The following is a 19832-nucleotide window of genomic DNA, read 5'->3' as shown; positions in this document are numbered from 1 at the left end:
CGAGCAGCGCAAGCTGACCCGGACGGCAGGAAAGCCGTCACCGCAGAAACGCCCTTTGGGTCTGTCCTGCGGGGGCGGTATGCTAGCATACGCACCCCGCTAAACACCTATTCCTGCGACGTGAAGCGTTCTCAGGATGACCATGAATTGTTCGAGAGTTCTGTCGATGACCCATCCTGCACTGATTGATGAGCTAAAGACCCTGGTTGAGCCCGGCAAAGTGCTGACCGATGCCGACTCCCTGGAGGCTTACGGCAAGGATTGGACCAAGCACTTCGCCCCCGCGCCCAGCGCTATCGTGTTTCCCAAGACCACTGAGCAGGTGCAGGCCATCGTCCGTTGGGCCAACGAGCACAAGGTAGCACTGGTGCCGTCCGGTGGGCGCACCGGCCTGTCGGCAGCGGCAGTCGCGGCCAATGGCGAAGTGGTGGTGTCGTTCGACTATATGAACCAGATCCTCGACGTGAACCTTACCGACCGCACCGCCGTGTGCCAGCCGGGCGTGGTCACCAAGCAATTGCAGAACGTCGCTGAAGAAAACGGCCTGTACTATCCGGTGGATTTTGCCTCGTCCGGTTCCAGCCAGATTGGCGGTAATATCGGCACCAATGCCGGCGGGATCAAGGTGATTCGCTACGGCATGACCCGCAATTGGGTGGCCGGCATGAAAGTCGTTACCGGCAAGGGCGATGTGCTGGAACTGAACCGCGACCTGATCAAAAACGCCACCGGCTACGACATGCGCCAGCTGTTTATCGGCGCTGAGGGCACCCTGGGGTTTGTGGTCGAAGCCACCATGCGCCTGGACCGTGCCCCGAAAAACCTCACCGCCATGGTACTCGGCACCACTGACTTCGACTCGATCATGCCGGTGCTGCACGCGTTCCAGAGCAAGCTGGACCTGACCGCCTTCGAATTTTTCTCCGACAAGGCCCTGGCCAAAGTCCTCGGCCGTGGCGATGTGCCGGCGCCATTCGAAACCGAGTGCCCGTTCTACGCGCTGCTGGAATTCGAAGCCACCACTGAAGAAGTCGCCAACCATGCGCTGGAAACGTTCGAGCATTGCGTCGAGCAGGGCTGGGTACTGGACGGCGTAATGAGCCAGAGTGAAACCCAGTTGCACAACCTGTGGAAGCTGCGCGAGTACATCTCCGAGACCATCTCCCACTGGACACCGTACAAGAACGATATTTCGGTCACCGTCTCCAAAGTGCCGGCATTCTTGAGCGAAATTGATGCGATCGTCGGCGAACACTACCCGGATTTCGAAATCGTCTGGTTCGGTCATATCGGTGACGGTAACCTGCACTTGAACATCCTCAAGCCCGAAAACCTGAGCAAGGACGAGTTCTTCGCCAAGTGTGCCACCGTGAACAAGTGGGTGTTCGAAACCGTCGCCAAGTACAACGGCTCGATTTCCGCCGAACACGGCGTGGGCATGACCAAGCGTGATTACCTGACCTACAGCCGCTCGCCGGTTGAAATCGAGTACATGAAGGCTGTGAAGGCCGTGTTCGACCCGAACGGGATCATGAACCCTGGCAAAATCTTCGCGGTTTAACCGCACCTGAAGGAGTCGTTCCATGAGCTACCAGCACAAGTATGTCGACGGCACCAACATCCACTTCCCTGTGGGCAAACTGGTGTGCATCGGGCGTAACTACGTCGAACACGCCAAGGAGCTGGATAACCCGGTGCCCACCGAGCCTTTGCTGTTCATCAAGCCCGGTAGCTGCGTGGTGCCGTTGGAAGGTGGTTTTGCGATTCCCACCGAACGTGGTTCGGTGCATTATGAGGTGGAAATCGCGGTGTTGATCGGCAAGCCGTTGTCGAACAAGCCAAACCGCGAAGAAGTCCTCGACGCCATCTCCGGCTTCGCCCCGGCGCTGGACCTGACCCTGCGCGACAAACAGGCCGAGCTGAAATCCAAGGGCCTGCCGTGGGAAATCGCCAAGTGCTTCGACGGCGCGGCGGTGCTTGCCCCCTTCGTGGTCAGCAGTACCTTTGCGGACGTGACCGACATCGGCATACGCCTGACCATCAACGGCGAAGTGCGCCAGGATGGCAACAGCGCGCAGATGCTCAACCCGATCGTACCGATGATCCAGCACATGGCGGGCTGCTTCTCCCTGCAGGCGGGTGATGTGATTCTCACCGGCACTCCGGCAGGCGTAGGCCCGTTGAATGTGGGGGATGAGCTGGTGTTGGAGCTGGCGGGTGTGAACCGTTTCGAAAGCGTCGTGCGCTAAGTAACGGCCAAACTGTGGGAGGGGGCTTGCTCCCGATAGCGGTGGGTCAGCTACAAATAAGCTGGCAGACAGACCGCAATCGGGAGCAAGTCGAATCGTCGCACCGCCCCTCCCACATTGGTTTTGTGTGTATCCCAAGTATGGGCTTTTGCATTTTTTTCACACGCCATCCGGATAATCCCAGCCTCTTGCGCGCAGGCCGTTGAATCCTGTGCTATCCCATACAGCTGACTTTCCGGAAAAGCGCTCAATGGCCGTGCCTCTACCCACTTCGAAAACCTCGCTTCGCTCGCGCTTGTCCATGCGCTGGTATTCCTGGGTATTTTTGGCCGGTGCCATTCTGTATGGCGTGGCCTGGGCCATGCACTGGGACGATCGCGGTGTGCTGTGGGTGCTGGAGCGCTTCGAGAGCCCGGTTGAACGCCAGGAGAGTGTTTGGCTCCCGGACTATCAGGCGGTCATCGACGCCAAGCTGCTGCCCGGTATGGAGAAGGATGAGGCTTCCGACCTGTCCTACAACCCCCAGACCAAAACACTGTTTTCCGTGATGGGCAAAAACCCGTTTCTCGTGGAGCTGAGCCTGCAAGGCGACGTATTGCGCAAGATGCCGCTCAATGGCTGGAACAATCCTGAGGGCGTGACGGTGATGGAAAACGGCTCGATGGCCGTGGTAGATGAACGCGATCACACCGTGACCGTGGTAAAGGTGGACGCCGGCACCACGGCGCTGAACAAAGCTGATTTCCCAAGCCATGACCTGGGCCCCTCCAAAGACCAGAACAAAGCCTTTGAAGCGATCGCGTGGGACAAGCGCAATCAGCAGCTTGTACTGGGCGAAGAGCGGCCGCCGGCCTTGTTCACGTGGAAGAGCGATGGCAACACGCTGACCGGCGACAAGCAAAAGCTGGCCAGCACCGAACTGGATGTGCGCAACCTTTCGGCCTTGTCCATTGACCCGCGCACTGGGCACTTGCTGGTGCTGTCGGCCGATTCCCACCTGTTGCTGGAACTGGACGAAACAGGCGAGCAAGTCAGCTTCATGACCTTGCTCGGTGGCTTCAACGGCCTGAAAGACACCATCCCGCGCGCCGAAGGGGTGACCCTGGATGAGAGCGGCAACCTGTACATGGTCAGTGAACCCAACTTGTTCTATCGTTTTGAAAAGCAGAAATAACTGACGAATTACGTCAGACTTTTCTTTATAAACGGCATTCGCCAGACAGTTCGGCGCGTTTAAGTTTAAATTCAGGCGACCTTGATATCTATTCGCCAGTTTTTTCACTGAGCCCGCCCCGATGCGTCGACTTGCCCGCCCCAAACCTGCTGTTTTCATCTTGCTGTTGCTTGCCCTGGTTGCCGCCGGGGTCGTTGCGCAGCAGTTTCGTCTGTTCGAGCGTGCCTGGTTCAACTGGCAGGTGTGGCGCCAGCCTGCCGATGAGCGCGCCATTGGCCTGGCAGATTACCGCGTGACCCTGGAAGGCCAGGTGATCGAAGGGCTCGACGATGATGTCTCGGCCCTCACCTACGATCCGGTGCGCAAAAGCCTGTTTACCGTCACCAATAAAAACGCTGAGCTGGTGGAGCTGTCCCTGGAGGGCAAGATCCTGCGACGCATTCCACTGGTGGGGTTTGGCGATGCAGAGGCTGTGGAGTTTATCAGTGACAACATTTACGTCATCAGCGATGAGCGCCAGCAGCGGCTGATCAAGGTGCATGTGGACGACGACACAACCTTCCTCGACGCCGCCGACGCGGAGCAGATGACCCTCGGCGTACATATCGGCAGCAACAAGGGGTTCGAGGGCCTGGCCTATGATTCGGTGGGCAAGCGTCTGTTCGTCGCCAAGGAGCGCGACCCGATGCTGATCTATGAAGTGCATGGCTTCCCGCATTTCAAGGCGGAAAAAACCTACTCGGTGCACGTGATCAACAACCCCAAGCGCGATGCCGGACTGTTTGTGCGCGACCTGTCGAGCCTGCAATACGACGAGCGCAGCGGCCATCTGCTGGCGCTGTCGGATGAATCGTTCCTGGTTTTGGAGCTGGACATCGACGGTCGCCCCTTAAGCAGTTTGTCGTTGCTTAAAGGGCGCCATGGCCTGAGCAAGCGCGTGCCTCAGGCCGAAGGGATTGCCATGGATGACGAGGGCACGCTGTATATGGTCAGCGAGCCGAACCTGTTTTACGTGTTCAAAAAAACCTGATCAGAACATCCATTGCACGCCCAGCGTATAGCCGGTCTGGCTGCCTTCGGCATGACCCAGGCGGCCATTGACCTCGGCATACACCCCCAACTGCGGGGTGATCGCCAATTGGCTGCCGATTTGTGCGCGACCAAAGCTCTTGTCTGCTGAGCCGAGCCGAGCGGTGCGCGCCTGGCCATCGGCGCGGGCTGTCAGTTGCAGGTCATCCAAGCGGCCATCGGCCATTTCCTTGACCCAGGCGATGTCTGCATACGGCATCAGGCTCAGGCTGTAGGGCAGGGCGACAGCGCCACGCACGCGCCAGCCGAGGCTGGCTTGCAGGGAGTCGAAAGACTGCTCTTCATACTGCAGGGCGGTGCGCAGGTTCTGTTTTTCGTGGAACGTGTCGATGCGGTAGTGGCTGTAGTCCAGGCCGGCGAAAGGCCCGCTCTTGAGCGCACCGAAGTCAAAGTCGTAGCCGCCCAGCACCCGCGCGCCCAACGCCAGGGCATCAGTCTCGCCCGTCAGTTGCTGATTGAGCAGGATCGGCCCGCCATTGGCCTGGATGATCAGGTTGCGTTTGGAATCGAAACGCGTGTGGCCGATGCTCAGGTCACCGGCCAGCCAGCTTGGCCCGCCATCATTGAGCAGCGCGTACACGGCTGCCTGCCAGGTGTCGCTGTCCAGTTTGCCGCGATGCTCCAGTTTGTCGCGCCCGTTGAGGTAGCTCAGGCTGGCACCGATATTCAGGCTTGGGGTCAGCTGATAATCGCCAAGGGCGTGCAGGCCAAGGCGTCGGGCTTCGGGGTTGGGGGCCGTGTCGAAACCGCTGTCCGGGCTGTATTCGCCGTCCACGCCGATCTCGCCATCAAAGCTGCCCACCTCGCGGCTGGCCGCCTGCAGGGTCAGCCAGCGGCGATCGTGCAGGCGCACCATGGCTTGATGCTGACGTTGCAGGTTGTCCTGCATGTTGCGTGCGACGGCACCGCCGGACGCCGTCGAGGCCATCAGGTCGGCGTTGGTCAGTTCCAGCACCAGGCGGCTGAGCAAGCGTGAATAGTCACGCAGGCGCTGGTCGATGCGCGCCTGGCCGAAGGCGTCGGTGAGTACGCCTTTGTTGTCTTCGCTCGGGTCGTGCCAGGTCGAGCCGCCTGGGATTTTCGGGTTGTCGGTCTGGGTATAACCGTCCAGATCGCCCAGTTCCCAGTTGGTGGCCTCTACATAAAGGATCGGGATATTCAGCGGCTCGAAAGGTTCACCATCACTGCAGCAGCCTGTGCCTTTGGGGTATTGCGGGTCCAGGCCGGGGTTGGTGAATAGCGGGATATTCAACTCCTTGGCGATCTGAAACGTGTGCTCGCGCAATGACGCCAGGGCCGGGTTGTCGGTGCTGTTCTGGCCGGCGTGGGCATACATCATGTCGCCGGTGATCAGGCTGTCGAGATTGATCATCGCAAGCATATTGGCGCGCTGGCTGGCGCTCAGCGAGTCAACAAAGGCCCGGGAGCCGCGCAAACCTTCTTCTTCCGCGCCGAATCCGACGATTTGCAGGCCATTTTCCAATGACAGGCCGCCGAGGTTCTTCGCCACCTCGGTCAGCACGCTGGCACCGGAGCCATTGTCATCCAGGCCTTGCAGGGTCGGGCGGCCGAAGTAGGTGTCGAAATGCGCGCCAATCACCACGTACTGCGGCGTGGTGCCGGCGGCGTAGGCCACCACGTTTTGCGAAGCACGGCTGCCGCTGCTCCAGGTGAAGTCCTGGCGGCTGATGGAATAGGCCGCGCCCATCTGGCTCTGCATCCAATCAGCAGCGCCAGCAAAATTGGCCGTGCCGCGATAACGACCGGGGTAGTCATTGATCAGTTTTTCCAGGGTGGTGTTGGCGTGCTGGCCGTACTCGTAAGCTTGGGCTTGCGCGGACAGCAGGGCACCGGCAACGCTGATGGCGAGGGCTAGGGGCTTTATCACAAGGTCTTCCTTGAGGTGATGGGAATGTTCAAAGCCCAGACCCTTTGCACAATGCGCGCCTCATTCCGTGGGCGGCTGCAAATTGGCGCATTGTTAAACGCGTGGGTCGCGTGGCTGTAATTTGTATCCGATTGGATACCAGGCGGGGCAGGGGATGCCGTGACAGAGCGCACGGTTTTGGAGGGGAGTGCTGCAAATGTGGGAGGGGGCTTGCTCCCGATTGGGTGTATCAGTACCAGATATTCTGACTGACACACTGCTATCGGGAGCAAGTCGAATCGTCGCACCGCCCCTCCTACATTGGAGTTGTGGTGTTGTTAAGCCTTGAGGGTTTTCACGCCTTCCGGGGTGCCCAGCAGCAACACATCGGCCGGGCGCGCTGCGAACAGGCCGTTGGTGACCACGCCCACGATGGCGTTGATCTGCGTCTCCAGCTCAACGGGGTTGGTGATCTGCATATTGAACACGTCGAGGATGATGTTGCCGTTGTCGGTCAATACACCTTCGCGGTACACCGGGTCGCCGCCCAGTTTCACCAGCTCGCGGGCCACGTGGCTGCGAGCCATTGGGATGACTTCCACCGGCAGCGGGAAGGCGCCGAGCACCGGCACCAGCTTGCTGGCATCGGCGATGCAGATGAAGGTCTTGGCCACGGCCGCGACGATTTTCTCGCGGGTCAGGGCCGCGCCGCCGCCCTTGATCAGGTTCAGGTGTTCGTCGCTTTCATCGGCGCCGTCCACGTAGAACTCCAGGTCGCTCACGGTGTTGAGCTCGTACACCGGAATGCCATGGCCTTTAAGGCGTGCAGCGGTGGCTTCGGAACTCGCCACGGCGCCGTCGAACGCGCCCTTGTGCTGGGCCAGCGCGTCGATAAAGCAGTTGGCAGTGGAGCCGGTGCCGACACCGACGATGCTCTTGTCGTCGAGTTTGGGAAGGATTAAATCGACGGCGGCCTGGGCCACTGCCTGTTTGAGTTGATCCTGGGTCATGCGGGCTCCGGAACGGGCGGGGAGTTATCGAGGGGCGCGAGTATAACCCAACAAAACCTCCGGATTCGTGTGGTCGCCCGCCCAAACGCTGGGTTAGACTCCTTGGCCCTGCCCAACTCGTGAAGTAGATGCCTGCCGATGCTTGAAGACTACGTCAAAAAGATCCTCACCTCGCGCGTGTATGACATCGCCGTGGAAACTCCCTTGCAGACTGCCCGCCAGCTCTCCGAGCGGTTGGGCAACAAGGTCTGGCTCAAGCGCGAAGACTTGCAGCCGGTGTTCTCGTTCAAGATTCGCGGCGCCTACAACAAGCTGACCCAATTGAGCAGCGAAGAACGCGCCCGTGGCGTGGTCACGGCATCGGCGGGCAACCATGCCCAGGGCCTGGCCCTGGCGGCCAAGGTGCTGGGGGTCAAGGCCACCATCGTGATGCCCAAGACCACCCCGGAGATCAAGGTCGAAGGCGTGCGCTCGCGGGGCGGCAAAGTGGTGCTGCACGGTGATTCCTTCCCGGAAGCCCTGGCCTATTCGCTCAAGCTGGTCGACGAAAAAGGCTACGTCTACATTCACCCCTACGATGATCCACACACCATTGCCGGGCAGGGCACCGTGGCGATGGAAATCCTGCGCCAGCACCCGGGGCCGCTGGACGCGATTTTCGTACCGGTGGGCGGCGGCGGGCTGATCGCCGGTATTGCGGCGTATGTGAAATACCTGCGTCCGGAAATCAAGATCATCGGCGTCGAGCCGGACGACTCCAACTGCCTGCAAGCCGCCATGGCGGCAGGCGAGCGCGTGGTGCTGCCGACCGTGGGAATCTTTGCCGATGGCGTGGCGGTGGCGCAGATCGGTCAACACACCTTCGACATCTGCAAGGATCATGTGGATGAAGTGATCACCGTCAGCACCGATGAAATCTGCGCGGCGATCAAGGATATCTACGACGACACGCGCTCCATCACCGAGCCGGCAGGCGCGTTGGGCGTGGCCGGGATCAAGAAGTACGTCGAGACTCGCGGCGTCAGCGGCCAGACCTTTGTCGCCATCGACTCTGGCGCCAACGTCAACTTCGATCGCCTGCGCCATGTGGCCGAGCGTGCCGAGCTGGGTGAAGGCCGCGAAGCCATCATCGCGGTAACCATCCCCGAGCAGCCGGGCAGTTTCAAGGCGTTCTGCGAGGCCGTGGGCAAGCGCCAGATCACCGAATTCAATTACCGCTACCACTCTGGCAGCGAAGCGCACATCTTCGTCGGCGTGCAGACCCACCCGGAAAACGATCCGCGCAGCGCACTGATCGCCAGCCTGACCAGCCAGGGTTTCCCCGTGCTGGACCTGACCGAAAACGAACTGGCCAAGTTGCACATTCGCCATATGGTGGGCGGCCATGCGGCCAAAGTCAGCGATGAGGTGGTGTTTCGCTTCGAATTTCCGGAGCGTCCGGGCGCCTTGTTCAACTTCTTGCACAAGCTGGGCGGGCGCTGGAACATTTCGATGTTCCACTATCGCAACCACGGTGCAGCGGACGGCCGTGTGGTCGCCGGGCTGCAAGTGCCGGCGGACGAGCGCCACCTGGTGCCGGCAGCCCTGGCTGAAATCGGCTACCCGTACTGGGATGAAAGCGAAAACCCGGCCTACCAGTTGTTCCTCGGTTGAGCGACTACGCTGACTGAGCGGCCTTTAAGGAATCGAGACCATGGAAACACTGACCACCCTCAAGGTTATCCACATCACCGCCACCGTGTTGCTGCTGCTCAGCGGCCTCGGCCTGGCCGTACTGGCCTGGCGTAAACGCAGTGCCGGCCCGGCGGTCATCGTGCAACGCCCATGGGCGTTCGTGTGGCTGCTGATGGGCATTTGCCTGGTCAGTATGCCGTTCACCGGTTGGTGGCTGGTGCACCTGATCGGCTGGCCCCTGGGGCAAACCTGGATTTTAGGCTCCAGCATCCTCTACACCGTGGCGGCGCTGGCGTGGTTCTGGCTGGTGGCGCGCCTTAATCGCCTGCGCAAAGGTGAGGGCGGCAGCCTGAATTTTACCCTGGTGCTGGCGGTGGTCAGCCTGGTGGGGTTTGTGGCGATTGCAGGGCTGATGGGCGCCAAGCCGGTTTAAAGCGTTAGATCGCGTCGCCTTCATCGCAGGCAAGCCAGCTCCCACAGGGGAATGCATTCCAAATGTGGGAGCTGGCTTGCCTGCGATGGCGTCATCAGCTGCGCAGAGTGATCACCGGCCAGCCCCGCTTCTGCGCTTCAGCGCGCAAATTCGGATCCGGATCCACCGCCACCGGATGCGTCACCTGCTCCAGCAACGGCAAATCATTCATCGAGTCGCTATAGAAGTAGCTGTCTTCCAGGCTGTACCCAGTCTCTTCCAGCCAGCGATTCAAGCGCGTCACTTTGCCTTCTCGAAAGCACGGCACATCAGTGCTGCGCCCGGTGTAGCGGCCGTTTTCCATCTCGCATTCGGTGGCGATCAGGGTGTCAACGCCTAGCCGTGCGGCAATTGGCGCAGTGACGAAGCGGTTGGTGGCGGTGATGATCACCAGCTTGTCGCCGGCGGCGTGGTGCTGGGCCAGCAGTTCCACCGCCTTGGGCAGCACGATCGGCTCGATGCAGTCGCGCATATAGTCGTTGTGCCACTCGTCCAGTTGGGCCATCTCGGTGCGGCCGAGGATTTCCAGGCAGAAGTTCAGGTAAGCGGCGTTATCCAGCTTGCCGGCCAGATAGTCCTGGTAGAACTCGTCGTTGCGGGCCTTGTAGGCCACCGGGTCGAGAATCCCACGCTCACACAGGTAATCGCCCCAGGCGTGATCGCTGTCACCGCCGAGAAGGGTGTTGTCCAAGTCGAATAAAGCCAGGCGCATTGCAGTTACTCGCTGAAAAGTCTGTAAAAAGGCGTCCAGAATACGGTCTTTTCACAAGAGTGCACATAAGGTAAGAAGCCTCGTTGCCGCTGGAACAATCTTTGTGGAACAATGCGGCGACATGCGTTTGCGAGGTTGTTGCCGTGATCGACCCCGATGGTTTCCGTCCTAATGTCGGGATTATTCTTACGAATGATGCCGGACAGGTGCTATGGGCTCGCCGAATCAACCAAGATGCCTGGCAGTTTCCTCAAGGTGGGATAAACCCCGACGAAACCCCTGAAGACGCCTTGTACCGTGAGTTGAACGAAGAAGTCGGCCTTGAGCGTGAAGATGTGCAGATTCTGGCCTGTACCCGTGGCTGGTTGCGCTATCGTTTGCCGCAACGCCTGGTGCGTACCCACAGCCAACCGCTGTGCATCGGCCAGAAGCAGAAATGGTTTCTTTTGCGCCTGATCTCCAACGAGCAGCGGGTGCGGATGGATTTGACCGGTAAACCGGAGTTCGATGGCTGGCGCTGGGTCAGCTATTGGTACCCGTTGGGCCAGGTGGTGACATTCAAGCGCGAGGTTTACCGCCGCGCTCTCAAAGAGCTTGCCCCGCGCCTTTTAGCGCGCGACTGACGACGGAGTTCGACCCCGAGCCATGCTCAATACGCTGCGCAAGATCGTCCAGGAAGTTAACTCCGCCAAGGATCTCAAGGCGGCGTTGGGGATTATTGTGTTGCGCGTCAAGGAAGCCATGGGCAGCCAGGTCTGCTCGGTTTACCTGCTGGACCCCGAGACCAACCGTTTTGTGCTGATGGCCACGGAGGGCTTGAACAAGCGCTCCATCGGCAAGGTCAGCATGGCGCCCAATGAAGGTCTGGTGGGCCTGGTGGGGACGCGTGAAGAACCCCTGAACCTCGAACATGCGGCCGACCACCCGCGTTATCGCTACTTCGCCGAAACCGGTGAAGAGCGCTACGCCTCGTTCCTCGGCGCGCCGATCATCCACCACCGCCGCGTCGTCGGCGTGTTGGTCATCCAGCAAAAAGAACGCCGCCAGTTCGACGAAGGTGAAGAAGCCTTCCTGGTGACCATGAGCGCGCAGCTGGCCGGGGTTATCGCCCACGCCGAAGCCACTGGTTCGATTCGCGGCCTTGGGCGCCAGGGCAAGGGCATCCAGGAAGCCAAGTTCGTCGGCGTGCCCGGTTCGCCGGGTGCTGCGGTGGGTACGGCGGTGGTCATGCTGCCGCCGGCCGACCTCGATGTGGTGCCGGACAAGACCGTCCACGACATCGAAGCCGAAATCAAACTGTTCAAGACTGCCCTGGAGGGCGTGCGCGCCGACATGCGCAACCTGTCGAACAAGCTGGCCACCCAGCTGCGCCCCGAAGAGCGTGCGCTGTTCGACGTGTACCAGATGATGCTCGATGACGCGTCCCTGGGTAACGAAGTCAAGACCGTGATCAAGACCGGCCAGTGGGCCCAGGGCGCGTTGCGCCAGGTGGTCACCGATCACGTCAACCGCTTTGAGATGATGGATGACGCCTACCTGCGCGAGCGGGCTTCGGATGTACGCGACCTGGGCCGGCGCCTGCTGGCGTACCTGCAGGAAGACCGCAGCACCAACATGGTCTTCCCCGACAACACCATCCTGGTCAGCGAAGAGCTGACGGCCACTCAGCTCGGCGAAGTGCCTGAGGGCAAGCTGGTGGGCCTGGTCTCGGTATTGGGCTCGGGTAACTCCCACGTCGCGATCCTGGCCCGGGCCATGGGCATCCCGACGGTGATGGGCCTGGTGGACCTGCCGTACTCCAAGGTCGACGGCATCGACATGATCGTCGATGGGCATCGCGGCGAGGTATTTACCAACCCCAGCGACGTGCTGCGCAAGCAATACGCCGAAGTGGTGGAAGAAGAGAAGCAACTGGCCCAGGGCCTCGATTCGTTGCGCGAGCTGCCGTGCGTCACCCTCGACGGTCACCGCGTACCGCTGCTGGTCAACACCGGCCTGTTGGCGGATGTAGCGCGTGCGCAGCAACGCGGCGCCGAAGGGGTAGGGCTGTACCGCACCGAAGTGCCGTTCATGATCAACCAGCGTTTTCCGAGCGAGAAGGAGCAGCTGGCGATTTATCGCGAGCAATTGCAGGCCTTCCACCCGTTACCGGTGACGATGCGCAGCCTGGATATTGGCGGCGACAAGTCACTGTCGTATTTCCCCATCAAGGAAGACAACCCCTTCCTTGGCTGGCGTGGCATTCGCGTTACCCTCGACCATCCTGAAATCTTCCTCGTCCAGACCCGCGCCATGCTCAAGGCCAGCGAGGGGTTGAACAACCTGCGCATCCTGCTGCCGATGATCTCCGGCACCCATGAGCTGGAAGAAGCCCTGCACCTGATCCACCGCGCCTGGGGCGAAGTACGCGACGAAGGCGCCGACGTACCGATGCCGCCGATTGGTGTGATGATCGAAATTCCCGCAGCGGTATACCAGGCCAAGGAGTTGGCGCGGCAGGTGGACTTCCTCTCGGTGGGCTCCAACGACCTGACCCAGTACCTGCTGGCGGTGGACCGTAACAACCCACGGGTGGCCGACCTCTACGACTACCTGCACCCGGCGGTGTTGCAAGCGTTGCAACACGTGGTGCGCGACGCCCATGCCGAAGGCAAGCCGGTGAGTATCTGCGGTGAGATGGCTGGCGACCCGGCCGCTGCGGTGTTGCTGATGGCGATGGGCTTTGACAGCCTGTCGATGAACGCCACCAACTTGCCGAAGGTGAAGTGGATGTTGCGCCAGGTTGACCTGGGCATGGCCAAGGATTTGCTCGCGCAGTTGATGACCATCGACAACCCGCAAGTTATCCACAGCTCGTTGCAGTTGGCGCTGAAGAACCTCGGGCTGACCCGGATGATCAACCCGGCCTCGGCGAAAACCCTCTAGACCGAGGCGCCTTCATCGCAGGCAAGCCAGCTCCCACAGGGAACTGCATTCCAAATGTGGGAGCTGGCTTGCCTGCGATGACGTCAGTCCAAGCGCCGTCAGATTTCCAGTTCGACCTCGCCCAGCCGCCCGCCGTGTGGGCCAAAGCTACGCTCCAGCATCCTGCGCGTCCCATCGGCATTCACAATCAGCGCCGTGCTGGCCCGTGTCCCATAACTGGGGCTGGCGATAAACACGCTCGATAGCAGGTTTTCGGTCGCCAGGCCTACGCCGGTGTCCGGCAGTTCAGCAAACGGGGCGGTCTGCGGGTCGCTGAGAATTCCCAGCAGTGCCTTAGGCTCGGGGTTCTCCAGTACTGCGCTGAACGCCGCCTTGGCCTTCACCAACTTAGGCCAGGGCGTATCCAGCCCGGCATTGGATAACCCGTAAACCCCAGCCTTCAGCAGCGTAGGCTCGGTATCATTGGCGTTGTAATGCCACAGCTCATCCCGCGTCCCCACCAGCAGGTTAAACCCGGAATATTCAATCGAACGTCTGTTAACGTCGGCTAAATAGTCATCAATGGGCAGCGAACCACTGAGAAAGCGCGCCACCAGCTCGCCCCGCGACTTGCGTGCCGGTGGCTGGTGCGGGTCGCGGATATTGGTCAGCGCAGCGAAACGCCCATCCGAGTTGACACCCAACCAAGTGCCCCCGGCCTCCTGATCGCGGCCAGCATAGACCTGCGGCGCATCCAGCCACTGGGCCAGCGGCAGGCTGGGGCGGGCATAGAACTCATCGCGGTTGGCCGCGACGATCAGCGGTTGGGCATGGCCTGGTCGCCAGGCGAAAACAATCAGGCACATCGGGTGACCCCTTTTGTGTTTTTGCCACTCTACCCACAGATGTGCAGGCGTTCCATCGTAACGAAGTTGGGCCGTTCACCTTCCATCCGTTAACATGCCGGGCTATTTGGCGTGTATGTGAACTTCTTAATTTGATCTCGCCGCTGTAACGCAGGCTTAATCGCACATCGGCATGGTCCGGTGCGTCATGACTAAATGTTTTAACGAGGAGTCGCAATGCTGCCTTACCCGCAGATCGACCCGGTGGCCCTGGCCATTGGTCCGCTGAAAATCCATTGGTACGGGTTGATGTACCTGATCGGCATCGGCGGTGCCTGGCTGTTGGCTTCCCGGCGCCTGAACCGTTTCGACCCGACCTGGACCAAGGAGAAGCTCTCCGACATGGTGTTCTGGATGTCGATGGGGGTGATCGTCGGCGGGCGCCTGGGGTATGTGCTGTTCTACGACCTGTCTGCGTATATCGCCAACCCGACGCTGATTTTCGAAGTGTGGAAGGGCGGCATGGCATTCCACGGCGGGTTTGTCGGCGTGATGATCGCTGCGTGGTGGTTCGGGCGCCGCAACGGCAAGTCGTTCTTCCAGTTGATGGATTTTGTGGCGCCGTTCGTGCCGATCGGCCTGGGTGCCGGGCGCATTGGCAACTTTATCAACGCCGAGTTGTGGGGCAAGCCGACCGACGTGCCGTGGGCCATGGTGTTCCCGCCGTTCAGCGACCCGGCGCAACTGCCGCGCCACCCGTCGCAGCTGTATCAGTTCGCGTTGGAAGGTGTGGCGCTGTTCCTTATTCTTTACCTCTTCTCGCGCAAGCCACGCCCTACCATGGCCGTGTCGGGTATGTTCGCGCTGTTCTACGGGATTTTCCGCTTTATCGTCGAGTTCGTTCGGGTGCCGGATGCGCAGTTGGGCTACCTGGCGTGGGGCTGGCTGACCATGGGTCAGGTGCTCAGCCTGCCGATGATCCTGGCGGGCCTGGGCATGTTGTGGTGGGCTTACAACCGCCCGCAGCCGCTGAAGAACGCCGCGCTTTAAATTCGAACGCCGAGGTTTGCCCGCCTCGGCTTCAACGATACAGGTACTCACATGAAGCAATATCTCGAACTGCTGCACGACGTCGTGACCAATGGCCTGACCAAGGGCGACCGCACCGGCACCGGCACCAAGGCCGTGTTCGCCCGTCAGTATCGGCATAACCTGGCCGACGGCTTCCCGCTGCTGACCACCAAGAAACTGCACTTCAAAAGCATCGCCAACGAGCTGATCTGGATGTTGAGCGGCAACACCAACATCAAATGGCTCAACGAAAATGGCGTGAAGATCTGGGATGAGTGGGCCACCGAAGACGGTGACCTGGGCCCGGTGTACGGCGAGCAGTGGACCGCCTGGCCCACCAAGGACGGCGGCACGATCAACCAGATCGACTACATGGTGCACACGCTCAAGACCAACCCCAACAGCCGCCGCATCCTGTTCCACGGCTGGAACGTCGAGTACCTGCCGGACGAAACCCAGAGCCCGCAGGAAAACGCGCGCAACGGCAAGCAAGCCCTGCCGCCGTGCCACTTGCTGTATCAGGCGTTCGTGCATGACGGCCATCTGTCGATGCAGCTGTATATCCGCAGCTCTGACGTATTCCTGGGGCTGCCGTATAACACCGCCGCGCTGGCGTTGCTGACCCATATGCTGGCCCAGCAATGCGACCTGATCCCTCACGAGATCATTGTCACCACTGGCGACACCCACGCTTACAGCAACCACATGGAACAGATCCAGACCCAGTTGGCGCGCACGCCGAAAAAGCTGCCGGAGCTGGTGATCAAGCGCAAGCCTGCTTCGATCTACGACTACAAGTTCGAAGACTTCGAGATCGTGGGCTACGACGCGGACCCAAGCATCAAGGCCGACGTGGCTATCTAACGGCCCAACGCGGTAAAAAACTGTGGGAGCTGGCTTGCCTGCGATAGCGGAGTGTCAGACGACATCAATGTCGCGGGCCCACCGCTATCGCAGGCAAGCCAGCTCCCACATGGGTTGCGTGTTCGCTTGAGTTTAGTGGCCGTGGCTTCGGCCCACATGTGAAGGCTCGGCCTCACTGGCCGCAATCCCGCCGCTGACCTCCAACTGCTGCAAAATCCCGCACTGATCCCCACCGCCGCAACGTTGGCGCAGGTCCAGCAGTTGTTCCTGCAAGGCCAGCAATCCGTCGATCCGCGCTTTCACGTGGTGGATATGTTCGTCGATCAACGCATTCACGCTTTCGCACTGGTCCTGGGGGCTGTCGCGCAGCCCTAACAGGCTGCGGATTTCTTCGAGGGTCATGTCCAGGCTGCGGCAGTTGCGGATAAAGATCAGCCGCTCGGTGTGCGCCTGGGTATAGACCCGGTAGTTGCCCTCAGTGCGCGCAGGCGGTGGCAGCAGGCTTTCCTTCTCGTAATAACGGATGGTTTCCACCGGGCAGTCGGTGAGTTTGGCCAGTTCGCCGATCTTCATCGCAGCAATCTCCAAATGGGTGCTTGACCCTATAGTGGCTACAGGGTCTTTACTTGGCAACAGGCACCTTTACGGACGCGACCTGATGAGCCACTCCATTCACACCCCGCACAAGCACGACCACAAGCACGATCATGACCATGCTCATGACCACCCGCACGATCATGGTCACGATCACCCACATGATCACGCCCCGGCAAAACTCACGCCGGTGGATAGCCACGGCCACTCAGGCTCCTGCTGTTCCGGCGCTGCCGGGCCTGCCGTGGTGACCCTGAGCGAAGCGCCCACCGCCGGCTCGCGCCTGAGCACTTTCCGCATCGAAGCCATGGACTGCCCCACCGAGCAGACGCTGATCCAGAACAAACTGGGCAAGCTCGCCGGCGTGCAGCAACTGGAATTCAACCTGATCAACCGCATCCTCGGTGTCACCCATGACCTGCCGAGCACGGCGCCGATCATTGCGGCGATCAAGTCCATCGGTATGCAGGCCGACCCTATCGAGGAAGGCAGCCCCACCGCCGCGCCGCCGGCCAAGAAGCATTGGTGGCCATTGGCAGTGTCGGGCGTGGGCGCCCTGGGTGCCGAAGTGCTGCACTTCACCGGTGTGGCACCGACTTGGGTGATCGCACTGGTGGCGCTGGTGTCGATCCTCAGCGGCGGCTTGACCACCTACAAAAAGGGCTGGATTGCCCTGAAAAACCTCAACCTGAACATCAACGCGCTGATGAGCATCGCGGTGACCGGCGCCATCCTGATTGGTCAGTGGCCGGAAGCGGCGATGGTGATGTTCCTGTTTACGGTGGCCGAGTTGATTGAGGCCAAGTCCCTGGACCGGGCGCGCAATGCCATCAGCGGCTTGATGCAGATGACCCCGGAGCAGGCCACCGTGCGCCAGGCTGACGGTTCATGGATAGAACAAGAGGTCAAAAGCATTGAGCTTGGTGCGATCGTTCGAGTAAAACCCGGCGAGCGTATCGGCCTGGACGGTGAAGTCACTGCCGGTCAATCCACCATCGATCAGGCACCGATCACCGGGGAAAGCCTGCCGATTGAAAAGACCATCGGCGATAAAGTCTTCGCCGGCACCATCAACCAGGCCGGTTCCCTGGAGTACAAAGTCACTGCGGCGGCCAACAACTCGACCCTGGCGCGAATCATCCACGCCGTGGAACAAGCCCAAGGCGCACGGGCGCCGACCCAGCGCTTTGTCGACAGTTTTTCCAAGGTCTACACCCCGGCGGTGTTCCTGTTTGCCCTGGGCGTGGCGGTGATTCCGCCGCTGTTCATGGCGGGCGTGTGGTTCGACTGGATCTATCGCGCCCTCGTGCTGCTGGTGGTGGCATGCCCGTGTGCCTTGGTGATCTCCACACCGGTGACCATCGTCAGCGGCCTGGCCGCCGCAGCGCGCAAAGGCATCCTGATCAAGGGCGGCGTGTACCTGGAGGGCGGTTACAAGCTCGACTACCTGGCGCTCGACAAGACCGGCACCATCACCCACGGCAAACCGGTGCAAACCGATTACCTGCCGCTGTTCCCGAATCTTGAAGACAGCGCCCCGGCCCTGGCTGCCAGTTTGGCGGGGCGTTCCGACCACCCGGTGTCCCTGGCGATTGCCAACGCGGCTGTGGATAAAAACCTGCCAATTCATGCTGTGGATAACTTCGAGGCCCTGGCCGGGCGCGGTGTGCGCGGCGACATCAACGGCCAGACCTATCACTTGGGCAACCACCGCCTGGTGGAAGACCTCGGCCTGTGCTCAGAGGCGTTGGAAGAAAAACTCTTCGCCCTGGAAAAACAAGGCAAGTCCGTCGTGCTACTGCTGGACAAGTCCGGCCCCCTGGCGCTGTTTGCCGTGGCCGACACGGTCAAGGACAGTAGCCGCGAAGCCATCCAGCAACTTCACGACCTGGGCATCAAAACCCTGATGCTTACCGGCGACAACACCCACACCGCCCAGGCGATTGCGACCCAAGTCGGCATCGACCAGGCCCAGGGTGACCTGTTGCCCACCGACAAGCTGCAAGCCATCGAAACCCTCTACGGCCAAGGCCATCGGGTGGGCATGGTCGGCGATGGCATCAACGATGCTCCAGCCCTGGCGCGGGCCGAGATCGGCTTTGCCATGGCAGCGGCGGGCACTGACACGGCTATCGAGACTGCTGACGTGGCGCTGATGGATGATGACCTGCGCAAGATTCCGGCTTTCATTCGGCTGTCGCGGCAAACGTCGAGTATCCTCAAGCAGAACATCGCCCTGGCGCTGGTGATCAAGGCAATTTTCCTGGCCGTGACCTTCATGGGCATGGCGACCATGTGGATGGCGGTCTTCGCCGACATGGGCGTGAGTTTGCTGGTGGTGTTCAATGGCCTGCGCCTGTTGCGCAAATAGAGGATGAGAGGGTGGTGTGCTGAGTGCTGAGTTAAAGGCGTTTTTTATGGTCGCCCGCCTGGGCAGTATCACCCAGGCGGCGAAAAAACTCGGCCTGAGCCAGCCCACGGTGACCACCCAGATTCGCAACCTGGAAAGCCAATACGGCGTTGAGCTGTTCTATCGCGGCGGCCGTCGCCTGACGGTCAGCGACGAAGGTGCGCGGCTGTTGCCGATGGTCAAGACGCTGTTGCAGCAGGAAGCGGATATCGAGTTTTTCCTGCGCAACAATGGTCAGGTCCAGGGCGCGCTGCGGATTGCCGCGACGGCGCCGTATTACATTCTCGACCTGGTCAAAGCCTTTCGTGAACGCCTGCCGCACGTGGAAGTGTCGGTGGAAATCGGCAACTCCCAGCAGGTGCTCGAAGCGTTGGATGATTACCGCGTCGACGTTGCGGCCTCTTCGCAATTGCTGGACGACCCGCGCCTGATCCGCCGCGTGCTGGGCACCGACCCGCTGGTGCTGGCGGTACATCGCAATCACCCGTTGGCCAAGCTTGAGCATGTGTCGTTGAGCGCGCTGGCCGGGCACACGCTGTTGATGCGTGAAGCCGGCTCCACCACCCGCAGGCTGACCGAAGAGCTTTTGAAGAGCGGCGGCGTAGGGTATGGGCCGTTGCTGGAGATTGGCAGCCGTGAGTCGATTCGCGAGGCGGTGCTGCGCAATATCGGCATCAGCATCATCGCTCGCCAGGAAGTGCCCCATGATCCGCAATTGCGTGTGCTGACCATCGAGAATGCGCCGCAGATTCCGGAGTATCTGTATTGCCTCAAGGAGCGTAAAGGTGCGCGGCTGCCGGCGGCATTCCTTGGCCTGGCTCAGGAAATGTCGCCAATTTAAGTTCTGCGGCTGGCTTGAGGGCCAATCGGGAGCAAGCCCCCTCCCACATTTTGACC

17 protein-coding genes are annotated in these 19832 nt (G+C 60.8%); 12 read left to right on the top strand and 5 right to left on the bottom strand.

Annotated features, from left to right (window positions below; translation table 11 throughout):
- Positions 1-166 precede the first annotated feature (166 nt).
- The 4 genes from LJX92_RS25505 (at position 167) to LJX92_RS25490 (ending at position 4453) form a co-directional block, all read left to right on the top strand.
- Complete coding sequence (locus LJX92_RS25505; RefSeq protein WP_005792341.1) at positions 167-1561, top strand: FAD-binding oxidoreductase; 1395 nt, start codon at positions 167-169, stop codon at positions 1559-1561.
- Positions 1562-1583: 22 nt separating this feature from the next.
- On the top strand, positions 1584-2249 hold the full coding sequence (locus LJX92_RS25500; protein ID WP_032878871.1) for a fumarylacetoacetate hydrolase family protein: 666 nt from the start codon (positions 1584-1586) through the stop codon (positions 2247-2249).
- A 250-nt stretch (positions 2250-2499) separates the two neighbouring features.
- The gene (locus LJX92_RS25495) at positions 2500-3423 is read left to right on the top strand and encodes an SdiA-regulated domain-containing protein (protein WP_005792339.1); all 924 of its coding nucleotides are present in this window, start codon (positions 2500-2502) and stop codon (positions 3421-3423) included.
- 121 nt (positions 3424-3544) lie between these two features.
- Positions 3545-4453, top strand: a complete 909-nt coding sequence (locus LJX92_RS25490; RefSeq protein WP_032878873.1) for an SdiA-regulated domain-containing protein — start codon at positions 3545-3547, stop codon at positions 4451-4453.
- Here the strand turns inward: LJX92_RS25490 and LJX92_RS25485 are convergent, their stop codons facing one another.
- Both LJX92_RS25485 and rpiA read right to left on the bottom strand, forming a co-directional pair.
- Positions 4454-6400: an autotransporter domain-containing protein gene (locus tag LJX92_RS25485; protein WP_228309095.1), complete on the bottom strand. Its 1947-nt coding sequence runs from the start codon at positions 6398-6400 to the stop codon at positions 4454-4456. It lies immediately after the preceding gene.
- Between the two features lie 317 nt (positions 6401-6717).
- Positions 6718-7389: a ribose-5-phosphate isomerase RpiA gene (gene rpiA / locus LJX92_RS25480; protein ID WP_099585891.1), complete on the bottom strand. Its 672-nt coding sequence runs from the start codon at positions 7387-7389 to the stop codon at positions 6718-6720.
- A gap of 138 nt (positions 7390-7527) precedes the next feature.
- Here rpiA and ilvA point away from each other — a divergent pair, with 138 nt between their 5' ends.
- Together ilvA and LJX92_RS25470 are read left to right on the top strand one after the other, a co-directional pair.
- Complete coding sequence (gene ilvA / locus LJX92_RS25475) at positions 7528-9042, top strand: threonine ammonia-lyase, biosynthetic (RefSeq protein WP_032878878.1); 1515 nt, start codon at positions 7528-7530, stop codon at positions 9040-9042.
- Positions 9043-9082: 40 nt separating this feature from the next.
- Positions 9083-9496 carry a DUF2269 family protein gene (locus LJX92_RS25470; protein ID WP_078822576.1) on the top strand — a complete coding sequence of 138 codons (414 nt, stop codon included), beginning with the start codon at positions 9083-9085 and terminating at the stop codon, positions 9494-9496.
- Positions 9497-9590: 94 nt separating this feature from the next.
- On the opposite strand, the gene LJX92_RS25465 is transcribed toward LJX92_RS25470, so the two are convergent.
- Complete coding sequence (locus LJX92_RS25465) at positions 9591-10247, bottom strand: HAD family hydrolase (RefSeq protein WP_032878883.1); 657 nt, start codon at positions 10245-10247, stop codon at positions 9591-9593.
- 143 nt (positions 10248-10390) lie between these two features.
- Here LJX92_RS25465 and LJX92_RS25460 point away from each other — a divergent pair, with 143 nt between their 5' ends.
- Both LJX92_RS25460 and ptsP read left to right on the top strand, forming a co-directional pair.
- Positions 10391-10870, top strand: coding sequence for an RNA pyrophosphohydrolase (locus tag LJX92_RS25460; RefSeq protein ID WP_003176750.1), 480 nt, complete (start codon positions 10391-10393; stop codon positions 10868-10870).
- A 22-nt stretch (positions 10871-10892) separates the two neighbouring features.
- Positions 10893-13172, top strand: coding sequence for a phosphoenolpyruvate--protein phosphotransferase (ptsP, locus tag LJX92_RS25455; RefSeq protein ID WP_005792331.1), 2280 nt, complete (start codon positions 10893-10895; stop codon positions 13170-13172).
- Between the two features lie 98 nt (positions 13173-13270).
- On the opposite strand, the gene LJX92_RS25450 is transcribed toward ptsP, so the two are convergent.
- Positions 13271-14017 carry an NRDE family protein gene (locus LJX92_RS25450; protein WP_228309094.1) on the bottom strand — a complete coding sequence of 249 codons (747 nt, stop codon included), beginning with the start codon at positions 14015-14017 and terminating at the stop codon, positions 13271-13273.
- A 216-nt stretch (positions 14018-14233) separates the two neighbouring features.
- Between LJX92_RS25450 and lgt the strand changes: the two genes are divergently transcribed.
- Positions 14234-15046 (top strand): prolipoprotein diacylglyceryl transferase, encoded by an 813-nt coding sequence (gene lgt, locus LJX92_RS25445; protein ID WP_005792329.1) that lies wholly within the window; start codon positions 14234-14236, stop codon positions 15044-15046.
- Positions 15047-15097: 51 nt separating this feature from the next.
- Entirely contained in the window at positions 15098-15931 is an 834-nt protein-coding gene (locus LJX92_RS25440; protein WP_005792328.1) for a thymidylate synthase, read from the top strand.
- Positions 15932-16063: 132 nt separating this feature from the next.
- On the opposite strand, the gene cadR is transcribed toward LJX92_RS25440, so the two are convergent.
- On the bottom strand, positions 16064-16504 hold the full coding sequence (gene cadR, locus LJX92_RS25435; RefSeq protein WP_103734214.1) for a Cd(II)/Pb(II)-responsive transcriptional regulator: 441 nt from the start codon (positions 16502-16504) through the stop codon (positions 16064-16066).
- An 85-nt stretch (positions 16505-16589) separates the two neighbouring features.
- On the opposite strand from cadR, the gene LJX92_RS25430 reads away from it, so the two are divergent.
- Together LJX92_RS25430 and LJX92_RS25425 are read left to right on the top strand one after the other, a co-directional pair.
- Positions 16590-18896 carry a heavy metal translocating P-type ATPase gene (locus LJX92_RS25430; RefSeq protein ID WP_228309093.1) on the top strand — a complete coding sequence of 769 codons (2307 nt, stop codon included), beginning with the start codon at positions 16590-16592 and terminating at the stop codon, positions 18894-18896.
- A 16-nt stretch (positions 18897-18912) separates the two neighbouring features.
- The gene (locus tag LJX92_RS25425; RefSeq protein ID WP_005792324.1) at positions 18913-19776 is read left to right on the top strand and encodes a LysR family transcriptional regulator; all 864 of its coding nucleotides are present in this window, start codon (positions 18913-18915) and stop codon (positions 19774-19776) included.
- Positions 19777-19832 lie beyond the last annotated feature (56 nt).

The organism is Pseudomonas sp. HN8-3 (genome assembly GCF_020790195.1).
Lineage (GTDB): Bacteria > Pseudomonadota > Gammaproteobacteria > Pseudomonadales > Pseudomonadaceae > Aquipseudomonas > Aquipseudomonas synxantha_A.
This window is presented reverse-complemented; position numbering and strand designations above follow the sequence as displayed.

Excerpts from the sequence above, each read along its gene's own strand:
- lgt (WP_005792329.1), top strand. The coding sequence starts at position 14,234 with ATGCTGCCTTACCCGCAGATCGACCCGGTGGCCCTGGCCATTGGTCCG.
- LJX92_RS25500 (WP_032878871.1), top strand. The coding sequence starts at position 1,584 with ATGAGCTACCAGCACAAGTATGTCGACGGCACCAACATCCACTTCCCT.
- LJX92_RS25505 (WP_005792341.1), top strand. The coding sequence starts at position 167 with ATGACCCATCCTGCACTGATTGATGAGCTAAAGACCCTGGTTGAGCCC.
- LJX92_RS25495 (WP_005792339.1), top strand. The coding sequence starts at position 2,500 with ATGGCCGTGCCTCTACCCACTTCGAAAACCTCGCTTCGCTCGCGCTTG.
- LJX92_RS25465 (WP_032878883.1), bottom strand. The coding sequence starts at position 10,247 with ATGCGCCTGGCTTTATTCGACTTGGACAACACCCTTCTCGGCGGTGAC.
- LJX92_RS25430 (WP_228309093.1), top strand. The coding sequence starts at position 16,590 with ATGAGCCACTCCATTCACACCCCGCACAAGCACGACCACAAGCACGAT.
- ilvA (WP_032878878.1), top strand. The coding sequence starts at position 7,528 with ATGCTTGAAGACTACGTCAAAAAGATCCTCACCTCGCGCGTGTATGAC.
- LJX92_RS25450 (WP_228309094.1), bottom strand. The coding sequence starts at position 14,017 with ATGTGCCTGATTGTTTTCGCCTGGCGACCAGGCCATGCCCAACCGCTG.
- LJX92_RS25470 (WP_078822576.1), top strand. The coding sequence starts at position 9,083 with ATGGAAACACTGACCACCCTCAAGGTTATCCACATCACCGCCACCGTG.
- ptsP (WP_005792331.1), top strand. The coding sequence starts at position 10,893 with ATGCTCAATACGCTGCGCAAGATCGTCCAGGAAGTTAACTCCGCCAAG.
- cadR (WP_103734214.1), bottom strand. The coding sequence starts at position 16,504 with ATGAAGATCGGCGAACTGGCCAAACTCACCGACTGCCCGGTGGAAACC.
- LJX92_RS25490 (WP_032878873.1), top strand. The coding sequence starts at position 3,545 with ATGCGTCGACTTGCCCGCCCCAAACCTGCTGTTTTCATCTTGCTGTTG.
- rpiA (WP_099585891.1), bottom strand. The coding sequence starts at position 7,389 with ATGACCCAGGATCAACTCAAACAGGCAGTGGCCCAGGCCGCCGTCGAT.
- LJX92_RS25440 (WP_005792328.1), top strand. The coding sequence starts at position 15,098 with ATGAAGCAATATCTCGAACTGCTGCACGACGTCGTGACCAATGGCCTG.